The organism is Pseudomonas sp. Leaf129 (assembly GCF_001423465.1).
GTDB classification, from domain to species: domain Bacteria; phylum Pseudomonadota; class Gammaproteobacteria; order Pseudomonadales; family Pseudomonadaceae; genus Aquipseudomonas; species Aquipseudomonas coleopterorum.
In genome coordinates this window covers 1-12,466 of the sequence record NZ_LMOC01000012.1, presented here as the reverse complement: position 1 = coordinate 12,466, position 12,466 = coordinate 1, and the positions used below count along the sequence as shown (strand labels likewise).

General features: G+C 62.8%; 10 protein-coding genes. 2 read left to right on the top strand and 8 right to left on the bottom strand.

From position 1 onward, the window contains the following. Positions 1 to 6 precede the first annotated feature (6 nt). The gene (hldE, locus tag ASF66_RS21295) at positions 7 to 1,428 is read right to left on the bottom strand and encodes a bifunctional D-glycero-beta-D-manno-heptose-7-phosphate kinase/D-glycero-beta-D-manno-heptose 1-phosphate adenylyltransferase HldE (protein WP_056845278.1); all 1,422 of its coding nucleotides are present in this window, start codon (positions 1,426 to 1,428) and stop codon (positions 7 to 9) included. 277 nt (positions 1,429 to 1,705) lie between these two features. Beyond that, positions 1,706 to 3,514: a lipid A export permease/ATP-binding protein MsbA gene (gene msbA, locus ASF66_RS21290; RefSeq protein ID WP_049862460.1), complete on the bottom strand. Its 1,809-nt coding sequence runs from the start codon at positions 3,512 to 3,514 to the stop codon at positions 1,706 to 1,708. A gap of 297 nt (positions 3,515 to 3,811) precedes the next feature. On the opposite strand from msbA, the gene ASF66_RS21285 reads away from it, so the two are divergent. Next, complete coding sequence (locus tag ASF66_RS21285; protein ID WP_056845335.1) at positions 3,812 to 4,414, top strand: lipopolysaccharide kinase InaA family protein; 603 nt, start codon at positions 3,812 to 3,814, stop codon at positions 4,412 to 4,414. A gap of 209 nt (positions 4,415 to 4,623) precedes the next feature. On the opposite strand, the gene ASF66_RS21280 is transcribed toward ASF66_RS21285, so the two are convergent. From ASF66_RS21280 to ASF66_RS21255, 6 genes are all read right to left on the bottom strand, one after another. Next, a complete protein-coding gene (locus ASF66_RS21280; protein ID WP_056845277.1) occupies positions 4,624 to 6,027 on the bottom strand; it encodes a PIG-L deacetylase family protein in 1,404 nt (467 codons plus the stop codon). Continuing rightward, complete coding sequence (locus ASF66_RS21275; RefSeq protein WP_056845334.1) at positions 6,024 to 6,920, bottom strand: antimicrobial resistance protein Mig-14; 897 nt, start codon at positions 6,918 to 6,920, stop codon at positions 6,024 to 6,026. Before ASF66_RS21275 ends, ASF66_RS21280 begins: the two co-directional genes overlap by 4 nt. Continuing rightward, positions 6,920 to 8,050 (bottom strand): glycosyltransferase, encoded by a 1,131-nt coding sequence (locus ASF66_RS21270; protein WP_056845276.1) that lies wholly within the window; start codon positions 8,048 to 8,050, stop codon positions 6,920 to 6,922. Before ASF66_RS21270 ends, ASF66_RS21275 begins: the two co-directional genes overlap by 1 nt. Continuing rightward, positions 8,034 to 9,791 (bottom strand): carbamoyltransferase family protein, encoded by a 1,758-nt coding sequence (locus tag ASF66_RS21265; RefSeq protein WP_056845275.1) that lies wholly within the window; start codon positions 9,789 to 9,791, stop codon positions 8,034 to 8,036. The genes ASF66_RS21270 and ASF66_RS21265 overlap by 17 nt, the downstream gene beginning before the upstream one ends. A 139-nt stretch (positions 9,792 to 9,930) precedes the next feature. Further along, complete coding sequence (locus ASF66_RS21260) at positions 9,931 to 11,217, bottom strand: Ig-like domain-containing protein (RefSeq protein ID WP_156463248.1); 1,287 nt, start codon at positions 11,215 to 11,217, stop codon at positions 9,931 to 9,933. A 36-nt stretch (positions 11,218 to 11,253) separates the two neighbouring features. After that, positions 11,254 to 12,264, bottom strand: a complete 1,011-nt coding sequence (locus ASF66_RS21255; protein ID WP_236707144.1) for a hypothetical protein — start codon at positions 12,262 to 12,264, stop codon at positions 11,254 to 11,256. Between ASF66_RS21255 and ASF66_RS23020 the strand changes: the two genes are divergently transcribed. Next, positions 12,230 to 12,466 (top strand): hypothetical protein (locus tag ASF66_RS23020; RefSeq protein ID WP_236707143.1); only part of this gene is annotated, 237 nt, incomplete at its 3' end. The genes ASF66_RS21255 and ASF66_RS23020 overlap by 35 nt on opposite strands.

The following is a 12,466-nucleotide window of genomic DNA, read 5'->3' as shown; positions in this document are numbered from 1 at the left end:
GACGCTTCAACGGCTGCGGATTTTCTCGACGATGGCGGTGGTCGAGCTGTTTTCCACCAGGCCCAGCACTTTCACCGTGCCGCCATAAGCACTGACGATGTCGGCGCCTACCACCTGATCCACCGAATAATCACCGCCTTTGACCAATACATCCGGACGCACATGGGTCAGCAGGTTCTCCGGTGTACCTTCGGCGAAACTGATCACCCAGTCCACGGCCCCCAGCCCCGCCAACACCGCCATGCGCCGGTCGACGCTGTTGATCGGTCGCCCCGGCCCTTTCAAGCGGCTTACCGAAGCATCATCGTTGACTGCCACGATCAGACGATCACCCTGGGCACGGGCCTGCTCCAGGTACGTCACATGACCGGCGTGGAGAATATCGAAACACCCATTGGTGAACACGATGCGCTCGTTGTGCGCCCGCGCATCGTCGATCGCCAGCAGCAACTGCTCCAGGCTCAACACGCCACGCTCCGAACCTTCTTCGCGCTGGATCGCCCGGCGCAATTCAGGCGCGCTGATCGCCGCGGTCCCCAGCTTGCCGACCACGATACCCGCCGCCAGGTTGGCCAGCGCCACGGCATGGGGCAGTTCTTCGCCCGCCGCGATGGCCGCCGCCAGCGTGGAAATCACCGTATCGCCGGCGCCGGTCACATCGAACACTTCACGGGCCCGCGCAGGCAAGTGCAAGGCCGGATGCTCGGGGCGCAACAGGGTCATGCCGTGCTCGCCGCGGGTCACCAGCAAGGCGCCCAAGTCGAGGTCGCGCATCAGCGTGGCGCCCTTGGCCACCAGGTCCGCTTCATCGGCACAGCCGCCGACGATGGTTTCGAATTCACTGAGGTTGGGCGTGATCAGGCTGGCCCCGCGATAGATCGAAAAGTCCTTGCCCTTGGGGTCGGCCAGCACCGGGATATCGCGTGCACGCGCCGCCTGGATCAACGCCTGGTGATTCCTCAGGGCGCCTTTGCCGTAGTCCGACAGGACCAGCACCTTGACGCCGTCGAGCAACGCGTCGACCTCAGCGGCCAGCGCCGCTGGGTCGGTGGCGAACGCTTCTTCGAAATCGATGCGCAGCAATTGTTGATGGCGGCTCATGACCCGCAGCTTGACGATGGTCGGCTGGTGGGCAATGCGCTGGAACACCGCGGTCACGCCGGCGGCCTTGAGGCTGTCGCTCAGGCTGTCGGCGGCTTCGTCGGTCCCGGTCACGCCGACCAGCGAAGCCGGCGCGCCCAAGGCTGCGATGTTCAACGCGACGTTGGCGGCACCACCAGGACGGTCTTCGATCTGCTCGACCTTGACCACCGGCACCGGTGCCTCCGGGGAAATGCGCGAAGTACCGCCATGCCAGTAACGGTCGAGCATGACATCGCCGACCACCAATACAGGGGCCGATTCGAATCGCGGCATGGATAACTTCATGGGCAACCCACATACAAAATGAACAGGGCGGCGATATTAACACGCAAGCACCCGATAGGCCCGCCCCTGCCCTTACTGTGGGAGCAGGGCGGGCGGCCGAGCCCTCTGCCCGCCAAGAAGGCGACGCGGTAGGGCAGGCAGATCGCGGTGAAGCCTTCGCGGGCAGAGACCCGCTCCCACAGTCCCACTCCCACAGCCCAACTCCCACAGTTCCGCGCTCACAGTTCCGCTCTCACAGACCACGTGCCGTGCCCTGCCCCGCAGAGCAAACAGGGGGTCAGGTGATGTCGGTTTTCGCCGGTTCGTCCAGGCCCATGGCGTGAAGGCGAGCGTAATAGCCGTTCTGCGCGAGCAACTGGGCGTGGGTGCCGCGCTCGACGATGCGGCCCTGGTCCATCACCAGAATCTGGTCGGCCTTCTCGATGGTCGACAAGCGGTGGGCGATCACCAAGGTGGTTCGCCCCTTCATGACGTGGTCCAACGCTGCCTGGATATGCCGCTCCGACTCGGTGTCCAGCGCCGAGGTCGCTTCGTCGAGAATCAACACGGGTGCATTCTTGAGCAGCGCCCGAGCGATCGCCAGGCGCTGGCGTTGGCCACCGGACAACAGCACGCCGTTCTCGCCGACCTGCGTGTCGAACCCTTCAGGCAGGCGATCGACGAACTCCTTGGCATAGGCATCGGCCGCGGCCGCCACCACGTCCTCGCGCGGCGCGTCGGCCAGATCACCGTAGGCGATGTTGTTGGCGATGCTGTCGTTGAACAGCGTCACGCTCTGGGTCACCAGCGCAATGTGTCGACGCAGATTGCGCAACTGATAATCGGCGATCTCCACACCATCGAGCAGCACTTCGCCTTCGTTGTGATGATAGAAGCGTGGGATCAGCCCGGCCAAGGTCGACTTGCCACTGCCCGACCGCCCTACCAAAGCGATCATCTGCCCTGGTTTGGCAGTGAAATTGATGTCGTTGAGCACCTGCCGATCAGTGCCGGGGTAGGTGAAGTTGAGGTTGCGCACTTCCAGCAGGCCACTGACGCGCTCGCGTTCCACCGTGCCGGTGTCCAGCTCGGGGGCAACGTCCAATTGCTCGAAGATGCTTTCTGCACCGGCAACGCCCTTCTGCACCGTGGAACTGACTTCGGACAGCTGGCGTATCGGCTTGGGCAGTAAACCGGCTGCAGTGATGTAGGCCACCAGATCACCGGCGGTGGCGTCGCCACGCATGTACAGCACCAGAAACATCAGCACGGCCATCGCGGTGTAGATCACCAGCTGCAGCATCGGTGTGTAGATCGCGCCGGTCTTGGTCATGCGCAGTTGCTTGTCGGTGTTGCCCTGGCTGGCCTTGGCGAAACGGGTCTGTTCGTAGCCTTCGCCGCCGAAGCTGCGGACCACCCGGTAGCCCTGGATGGTTTCGGATGCCACGTGGGTCACGTCACCCATGGCGACTTGAATCTTCTTGCTCTGCTTGCGAAATTTCTTGCTCGTGCTGCCGACCATGACCGCAATCAGCGGCAGGATGGCAAGCATCACCAGGGTCAGTTGCCAGTTCATCCAGATCAGGTAGATGAACAGGAACACCACCGTCAGGCCTTCGCGGATCACCACCTTGATGGCATCGGTCGCAGCGCCCGTGACCATGGTCACGTTGAAGGTGATGCGCGAGATCAGGTGGCCGGAGTTGTGCGTGTCGAAGTAGCGGTTGGGCAGCACCAGCAGTTTGTTGAACAGCTCCACGCGCAGGTCGTGGACCAGCCCCAGCGATACCTTGGCCAGGAAGTAGTTGCCCAGGTAGGAACCCAGGCCCTGCCAGGCGGCGATCAGCACGATCAGGATCGGCACCGCCTGCAGCAGTTGCAGGTCGCGCAGGTAGGGCACGTTGGGAAACAGCACCGCTTCGGGATTGCTCAGGCCGTCGACGAAGTACTTCAGGATTCCGGCCAGCATGGGCTGGGTCGAGGCGAAGATCACGAAACCTAGGATACTGATCAGGAACATGCCCACGTAGGGGCGAACGTAGCTGAGCAGTCGCAAATAGATTTTCAGGCTTGAATCCTGTTCCGCTGGGCGCGGTGAATCACTCATCGTCTAACTCACTGTTGGCGTAGAACGGGAACTTTATCACAGGGGCGGATCAGGGATCGCAGTGCAGCAGGAACACAGCGCCGCGCCTTTCGCGGGCAGAGCCCACTCCCACAGCACAGTCCCTTGTGGTATCAGGCTCTGCCCGCAAAGGGCTCCCTGCACCGTCCCCTGTGGGAGCGGGGCGGGCGGCCGAGCCCTCTGCCCGCGAAGGGCGCGCTGCGGTAGGCTTGGCGGTAGAACATGCCGCCGCTTTTGGGCATCATGCCAACCGCCCTCTTCAATCAAGGCTTTATCACGATGCAATGCACCCGCCTTCCTCAGGCCGCTTTTGACACGCTGACCGCTGGCGCCAAGGTGTTGGAGGCCGACAGCCATGGCGCGAAAGTGTACCTGCTCGCGGACGGGAACATCCTCAAGCTGTTCCGTCGCAAACGCCTGTTTTCCTCGGCGCTGTTGCGTCCTTATTCGGCACGTTTCATCGCCAACGCCCAGCGTCTTCAGCAACTGGGCGTGCCCACCTTGAAGGTGCTGCAGCACTACCGTCTGGACAAGCCCGGCATGACGGCCGTGCTGTACGAGCCCTTGCCCGGCAGGAACCTGCGCCAGTTGATGGACACTGCCGAGTTCACCTGGCAGGAGAGCCTTGAGCCACTGATCGCCCTGGTCCGCCAGTTGCACCGCTGCGGGGTGTATTTCCGCTCACTGCACCTGGGCAATGTGATCGTCACGCCCGAAGGGGCATTGGGCTTGATCGACATGGCCGACATGAGCTTCACCCGTGGGCCTTTGTCCAGGCGCTTGATCAAGCGCAATCTGGAGCATTTCTCCCGCTATCTGGAGCGCGAGCGATTGACCGCGTGTTTCCCGTTGGCAGAGCTGAACAAAGCCGTTCTGAAATAACACCAGGCCCAACGCAGTATGGCCGGACGCGGCTTGCACCGCTGCTACAGGGGATCGCGGTGCCCGCCAGAAATCCGCACCACCCGCATCAGCGGCGCACGCGGTGTCCCCGCAACAACACAACCCCTGTAGCAGCGGCGCAAGCCGCGTCGGCGGCCCACGCGGTGTACCTGCAAGAACACCGCCTTGCTCAACGTAACGACCCCGCCCTACACGTCCCTGCGCCAGAACAACTCATGACTGCGCACTGCCTTGCGGAAGAATTCGTTCTCACCGGTGGCCGGCCAACGTCGACCCGCCAGCAACCACTGCAGCCAGCGCCGCACGCGACGTTTGAACGGGGCCGGCGGTTGCAGGTCGTGCATCATGCCAAGCGCCATGGCCTTGTCCATCTGCACCGTGGTGCTGACCGGCAGGCTGCACGGCACCAGCCGCTCGCGGGCATCGAAGAACGGCGGCAGGGCCACGCCCTCGCCTGCACTGCCCATGGGCCAGCGGTCGTTGTCATGCAAATGATTGGCATAGCCCAGCAGATGGCGTGGCGGGTGTGCCAGCCCTTCCAGTGCCTGCAACACCGCCGCCTGCGCGCAGATGTGGTCGGGGTGCGGATCGATGCTCGCGTGCGGCATCACCAGCACCTCCGGTTGCGCACGCTGCAACAGCTCGCGCAGGTCCGCCACCAGATTGTTCCAGGTCGGCGCGCCGTCGGCGTCCGCTGGCAAGGCGAAAGGGTTGAGCTGGCGGAACGGGCGGATATCGTTCATGTCCGCCTCACGCGAACCACACGGCTGCTCGGGCGCCGCCTGCATGGCTGGCAGTTGCAGACAGAAATACCCCAACTGCACGCACTGATCGGCCGGTACCCCAGCCCAGCGCGGTACGGCCAGACTGTCCCAGGCGCGTAGCCGTCCCTTCAGGCGCGCTGCATCAGCCGACGCCAGACCCATCGCCTGATAGTACTCGGCTTCGATCTCCCCTGCCGTCACGGTCACGATCCAACTGCTCGCCGCCCGGCTGTACAAACCATAAGCCGCCAACTCGGCGTCGTCGGCATGGGGTGCGATGACCATGACCCGCTGCTGGGTGAAATCCGGATGCTGGAAGCGCCACAACCGCGGTTCCCCGACGATCCGACAGAAACGCCCACGCACCCGCAGGCGGCCCTGGTTCAGTTCGTCAGCAAAGCCGCTCAGGTTCAGATAGCGCAAACCATCGACACCACGCTCGAACGTCTGCCGGTCCGCCAGCTCGACGCCCTGCAGTTGCAGGCACGGATCCAGGAATCGACCCAGCCAGGACGCTTTCACATCCACGGCCAGAATCAAGGTATCCGCCGCTTCCAGACGCTCCGTGACCTGCAGCAGGTCGCCGTTCAGGCTGACCCCGGCCAGCTCCGCGGTGCTGTCGAAGCTGTAGGCGTAATCGTCGCCGGGGGAATAGAACAAATGATCGGCAAACCACGCCTCATGGGCCACCCAGGCCAGCACCAGCAGGGGCAGCGGCAACCACCAGGCGATCAGTACCCCCGCCAGCAGCATTACCGCCAGCCCAGCCAGCAGCACACGCCGCTTGTTGCGCCGATGCCGGGCGAGCAACGCCTGCTTGCGGCTCATGCCTGAAACACCGGAACGGGGTTGCACCAGCGGTCCTTGTATTCACGATCGGCCCGGCCGAACGAGAAACGCAGCGGCTTGTTCACCGCGCGGGCCTGTTCCCAGGCACTCTGGGTATTGAGATAACTGAGCACACTGCCCGGGCTGAACGCACGGGACTGCGGATCCACACCACCATTGATGTACTCCACACTGACCCATTCCGGAGCCTCGACGCGGTACACCAACTGGATGGCGATGGGCGCATCGTCCAGCAGCAGCACCGACCCGATCATCAGCTCGCGCAGCAACTCGATGACCTCGCCCATGCGCTCGGCACCGGTCGCGGCAAAACCCCAGCGCCGCTGGAACAAATCACAGTAGATCGCCGCCAGCTCGCCACTGCTGAACTCGGCGACCGGCTTCACCACCCCGCCCGCCTCTTCCAGCAGACGCAGTTCACGGCGCTGGTTGTAGCGAAACTTCTTCGACAAGTCTTCCGGCGTGCGCGCCATGGCCAGGCTTTCGGCCTGCGCCTTCAAGCCGCTGAAACGCCCCTGGTTCAGTTCGGACAGGTAACGGCCATGGTGGCGCAGCGGCGCCTGAGCATCCTTGGCTGCCGGCAGGATCAACTCGGCATTGCCCAGATCGTACAAGCCCTTCTTGCCGTGCTGCTTGAGCACGTCCTTGGACAACGCCAGGTGACGACCCCAGGTGGGTATTGCCGCGACCAGTTCACCCGCGTGTTCCCAGCCCAGATAGCGCACCGGGATGCCGGCCAGCGCGGCCAGGCGCTCGACCACCAGTGGATGAGTGGCCACACTGCCGCCGAACTGTGTCCAGGCGTGGGCGTAGCTGGACGCATCCAGCGTTTGCCAGCCCCGCTCGCGCACGCTTTGCAATCTGTTGAGCATCATGTTTGCGCCGTCAGTGCCGTGACCATCGGCAGTTGCCAGAAAGCCCTGCGCACCGCGCGCTCGCAGAAGCGGGCGTCCAGGCGTTCGGCCATGAGCATTTCGTACCGCGCACGCTGGTAGCGATCCATTGTGGCCATGTGCTCCAGGCCCTGGGCCAGACGTTCGGCATCACCCTGCGGGAACAGGATACCGGCACCTTCGACGATCTCCGGCGCAGCGCCGCAGGCCGCCGCCAGGAGCGGCACATGGGCGACCATGGCTTCGAGCAGGACCATGCCCGAAGGCTCGTTAGTGGAACTCGAGGCGAACACATCGAACGCCTTGAAACACAGCCGGGCCTGCGGCACTTGGCCAAGCAACCGCACTCGCTCGGCGATACCCAGCTCCACGGCCAGGTCCTTGAGGTGCTGTTCCTGTTCCCCGGAGCCGATGATCACCAGCAGCGCTCGCTCAGACAGCTTTGCCAAGGCCAGGGCAAAACCGCGCAGCAAGGTGGCCTGGTCCTTGTCCGAATGCAGACGGCCCACGTTGCCAACGATCCAGGCATCGGGCGCAAGGCCCAGGGCCTGGCGGGCTTCGGCCGCCGGCAGCAATCGCTTCTGCAGGGTGAAGGTATTCATGCGGGTATGGAGCGTGGCAATACGCTCCGATGCCCAGCCAGGCAGGCAGCGGCGAATGTCGTCGCGTATCACATCGGACACACCCAACAGCCCCAGGCGTCTGCGGAACAACTGCACAAACAGCCGGCGCGAACGGCGCTGATAGGCACCAAACGCATGATGCACGCCAATCACCCGCAGCGAAGTGCCCAACAGGGCAACGTAGACAGGCTCGAACTGGTGCGCGATGCAGAAAGCAAATGTTCGCGCAGCGGCAATCTTGCGCAGCTCGCCGATGGCACCGCGCTTCAGACCGGCCAAGGCCTCGGCGCTGCAGGCCATGAACAGCACTTCATCGCTCTCGCAGTCGGCGGCCACCCGAGCATCGGCTGCGCCGGTCAAAAACACGGTGGTGACCCGATAGCCACGGCCCACCAACACGCCGGCGTATTGACGGGCGCCTTCGAGAAGCAGCCCGTCATAGCCGTGGCAGATTTGCAGTACATGACGCTCAGTCGAGCGTGTCATAGGCTTTGGCGCCCTCTTTGACCACCAGAATGTCTTCCATGATCAGGTACTGCAGGTCCGAGCCGTAGAACATGTTCAACGCATCGGTCGGCGAGCAGATCATCGGCTCGCCACGACGGTTGAGCGAGGTGTTGAGTGACACACCGTTACCGGTCAGCTCTTCCAGGGCCTTCATCATGTCGTAGTAGCGCGGGTTGTATTCGCGCTTGAGCACCTGGGCGCGCGAGGTGCCATCTTCATGGACCACTTCCGGCACACGGGTCTTCCATTCTTCGGCCACCTCGAAGGTGAACGTCATGAACGGCGCCGGGTGATCGATCTTGATCATCTGCGGCGCGACGGTGTCGAGCATCGAGGGGCAGAAAGGCCTCCAGCGCTCGCGGAACTTGATCTGATGGTTGATGCGGTCGGCCACGCCCGGCACGCTCGGGCAACCAATGATCGAACGACCACCCAACGCGCGTGGGCCGAACTCCATGCGCCCCTGGAACCAGGCCACCGGGTTGCCGTCGACCATGATCTGGGCGATCTGCTTGGGCATGTTGCCGAGCATGCGGCCCTTGGGCTTGTTCGGATGGCGCGCGCAGGCGGCGATCACGTCTTCGTTGGTGTAGGACGGGCCCAGGTACACATGCTCCATTTTCTCCACGGGCACACCGCGGGCATGGGACACATAGGCCGCCGCACCCACCGCCGTACCGGCGTCGCCGGAAGCAGGCTGCACGAACAGCTCCTTCACGTCCGGGCGGGCGATGATCTTCTGGTTCAGCTTGACGTTCAGCGCACAGCCGCCGGCGAAAGCCAGCTTGCCGGTCTGCTTGAGCACATCGCCCAGGTAGTGGTCGATCATTTGCAACGCGAGCTTCTCGAACAGCGCCTGCATGCTCGCCGCGTAGTGGATGTACGGCTCGTCGGCGATGTCGCCTTCGCGTTTCGGGCCCAGCCACTCGATCAGCTTGGGCGAGAAATAGAAGCCCTTGCCCTTCTCTTTATAGCGGCGCAGGCCGATGACGTTGGCGTAGTCGGTGTTGATCACCAACTCGCCGCTCTCGAACGAAGCCAGACGCGAGAAATCGTACTTACTGGCGTCGCCATAGGGCGCCATGCCCATGACCTTGAACTCGCCGTCGAGCATCTCGAAACCGAGGAATTCGGTGATCGCGCCGTACAGGCCGCCCAGCGAATCCGGGTCGAAGAACTCCTTGATCTTGTGGATCTTGCCGTTCTCGCCGTAGCCGAAGAACGTGGTGGCGTACTCACCCTTGCCGTCGATACCCAGGATCGCGGTTTTTTCCTGAAAACCCGAGCAGTGGTAGGCGCTGGAGGCGTGAGCCAGATGGTGCTCGACCGGCTCGATCTTGATCTTCTTCGCGTCGAAGCCCAGTTGCTCCAGGCAGAAGACGATCTTGTTGCGGTAGCGCTTGTAGCGACGGTCACCCATCAACAGCGCATCGAGGGCGCGGTCCGGGGCGTACCAATAGCGCTTGGCGTAGTGCCAGCGGGCCTTGCCGAACAGGCTGATGGGCGCAAAAGGAATGGCCACCACATCGACGTCCGACGGCTTGATGCCGGCTTGTTCCAGGCAGAACTTGGCCGATTCGTAGGGCATGCGGTTCTTTGCATGTTTGTCGCGCACGAAGCGCTCTTCTTCGGCGGCGGCAATCAGCTTGCCGTCGATGTACAGGGCCGCGGAAGGGTCATGGCTAAGGGCGCCGGACAGGCCAAGAATCGTCAATGCCAAGGGTCTAGCCTCTTTGAACGGAAGTAGATGCGCGGGCGGCCATCGAGGGCGGCGGGCGGCGAAAGGCGGGGATTATAACGTAATAACCCCACACCCAGCACGCCCCCGCCAATCCCGATGCGCGCGGCAACACGCAAACTCATTGCTTGATGCGATAGCACATTGCACGCGCCTTGGTGTTCCAGTCGAAAGGGCCTTCCTGGTTGGGAGCTTCGGAAGTTTTACTGACGGTCAGGTTAGTGGTCTGCGAGCCTGGATTAGGCGTTCCCGTATGGTGCTTGAACGTACCGCTGGATACGAACTGCGTGGACATGGCCGACAGCATGTCGCGACCCAAGGTGGTGCCGTTGTGGGGAATGGCACGGTTTTCGGGCGAGCCTTTGATCCAGTCCAGCGCCCCTTGGTAAGTCATCTCAGACTCACTCGACTGGTAGAGGTTGTAGTTGTTGCTGCACGTCACTGCATAGCTTGCACTGCTTCCCAGTGCGTCGGTGGCAGTGATACGAGTGCTGCCATTGGCCTGACTGATCACATGACCTTTATCGTCCACGGTAGCCACACGGGTATTGGCCGAGCTGTAGCGAATGGGAGGGGTGCCACCCGTGGCCTTGCGTGTTGATGTGACCTTGGCCATGTAGCTGCCCGTTTCTCGCCACCAGGCAGGCGAAGAAGCTTGGTGTAAATGCACACCATCCAGAACCATCGTGCCCGTCTTGATCGTGAGGTTGGTAGCCCTTGTCACCGCTCTGGCCGGTGAAGTCAGGCCGCCACCATAGAGGGCCGTCACGGCCAGCGTATGCGCGCCGACGGGCAGATCGGCAATTCGATGCGTCCAGTTGCCATTACTGTCTACGGTCGCCTTGCCTACCGAGATGCCGTCACGGAAAATCTCGACCTGCATGCCCGGGCTCGCCATTCCCTCGATGTTGAGGACGGCATCGAAGGTCGAGCCGCCGTCTCCGACATTCCCGCGCGTGTCCCACGCTCGTGTAATGAATGGCTTGATTTCCACGGGTACGGGGCGAAGGCTGCCCACAGCGAGCGTGATCTCGTCGGAAACCCATTGTTCGTCCCCGCGCACCACGGCCGAGACGATTTTGACCATCCCACCGTCGTTGGGCACCAATGCGGAAGCAGGTACCGTAAAATCGACATGCCCGACAGCATTGCCCGACACCGGATCGATGTCTGGCGTCCCTGCCCCTGGCGTGCCGAACAAGACAATCGCCACCAGGTCGCTGGGCAGTAGGCCGCAAAAGTACACCCGTACCGTAGCGCCGTTTGGCACCGACGTTAAGTCAAGCGTGGGAACGGCTTCCAGTACCACCGGTACCATCAGCCCCATGCTGCGCGTGTTCGCTACCGATCCGCCGGCGGAACGCAGGCCGGCAAGTACCTCGGTCATTCTTTGGATAGACGTAGTCATGTTCAGTCCTCGATGGCGTGCCACAGTGGGCAGGGTCTATTTGCTTTCTTTCGCTCGGCATGCAGACGTACTGGGTGTGTCGGTATCCTTGACCGCCTGGTCGGCGGCCGCGAAGCTGAACGCCGACGCCTGCCCATCGCGCAGAGAAAGACGAACCAGCGGCAGGAACTTTGCGGTGCAGTTGAAAAAGTCGCGTTGGATGACTCGCGCACTGGCCAGGCCAGAGCTGGCGTTGCGCTCCACGTGGTAAAACACGGCTTCCAGCGGCAGTTGTTCGTGCAGGTTCTGCCCCCATAACTGCAGCATCAACTCATTGTGATAAGGCCGTTCCTCGCCAGGTCGCACGAAATTGGCGCGTGCCGTCAGGCTCAAGGCGAACGTCGCTTGACTGGATCCCAAGAACGAGCATTGATGCTCGTTACGTGCGGAGAACGATCCAGATCCACCGGCGGCCTGATAGTGTCGCTTCCAGGCATCCAGCGAAGTGACCCCCTGGCTGGAGCAGTAGCCGCTTTGCGAGGGGTAGCTGGGGTGGGCGCCACATCCCTGATTGGCACGATGCCAACTGGCGGCGTCGCTTGGAAAAGCACACAGGACCCGGATGTACTGCCTGGCGGCTGCGCTTGCACTGTCGGGGTTTTGAAAGATGATGCCCTGCACGTTGTTCCAGGCCAGGTAGGTAATGCCAAGGTCTTTGCGCACGAAGGAGAACGATACGGCGTTCTTGGAGATGGCGGTGGCACTGGGGTTCCAGGAAAGGAAGCTCCCGCTGTCCACGGTGCGAAGCAGCACGCCGTTACAGTTGTAGGCGGGGCGTCCGCCACAATCGTTGCGCGTGTCCTTGTAGCGCGCGTCGAGCTGAGCGGCAGTTGCCTGCCCGCTCCCGGCGAAGTTCGAGGTCACTCGTATTTGAATCGGAGCTGACGGCACAGGAGTGCCGACTCCGGCTTTTTTATACGTGTACAGCACCGGCACCGTCTTGCCGCTGTTCTCCGTCACCCAGGACTTGGGTATGGCGAAGTCCACCGGCGTGGCGCGATCGACCACTGGCTTGATCTCGGTATTGCGTGAGGGCGAGCCGCCCCAGGTCACGCGCACGGTATCGCCCGGCAACATGCCCGAGTGCACCACTCGAACCGTGGCACTGGCGCCTAGGGTAGCGGGGTCGAGCGTGCCATTCGCCTTCGCTTCCAGGACCCTGAACACTGGACTGACCACGGGCGCGCTGGATGTGATGCGCAATGACATC

Excerpts from the sequence above, each read along its gene's own strand:
- hldE (WP_056845278.1), bottom strand. The coding sequence starts at position 1,428 with ATGAAGTTATCCATGCCGCGATTCGAATCGGCCCCTGTATTGGTGGTC.
- msbA (WP_049862460.1), bottom strand. The coding sequence starts at position 3,514 with ATGAGTGATTCACCGCGCCCAGCGGAACAGGATTCAAGCCTGAAAATC.
- ASF66_RS21285 (WP_056845335.1), top strand. The coding sequence starts at position 3,812 with ATGCAATGCACCCGCCTTCCTCAGGCCGCTTTTGACACGCTGACCGCT.
- ASF66_RS21280 (WP_056845277.1), bottom strand. The coding sequence starts at position 6,027 with ATGAGCCGCAAGCAGGCGTTGCTCGCCCGGCATCGGCGCAACAAGCGG.
- ASF66_RS21275 (WP_056845334.1), bottom strand. The coding sequence starts at position 6,920 with ATGCTCAACAGATTGCAAAGCGTGCGCGAGCGGGGCTGGCAAACGCTG.
- ASF66_RS21270 (WP_056845276.1), bottom strand. The coding sequence starts at position 8,050 with ATGACACGCTCGACTGAGCGTCATGTACTGCAAATCTGCCACGGCTAT.
- ASF66_RS21260 (WP_156463248.1), bottom strand. The coding sequence starts at position 11,217 with ATGACTACGTCTATCCAAAGAATGACCGAGGTACTTGCCGGCCTGCGT.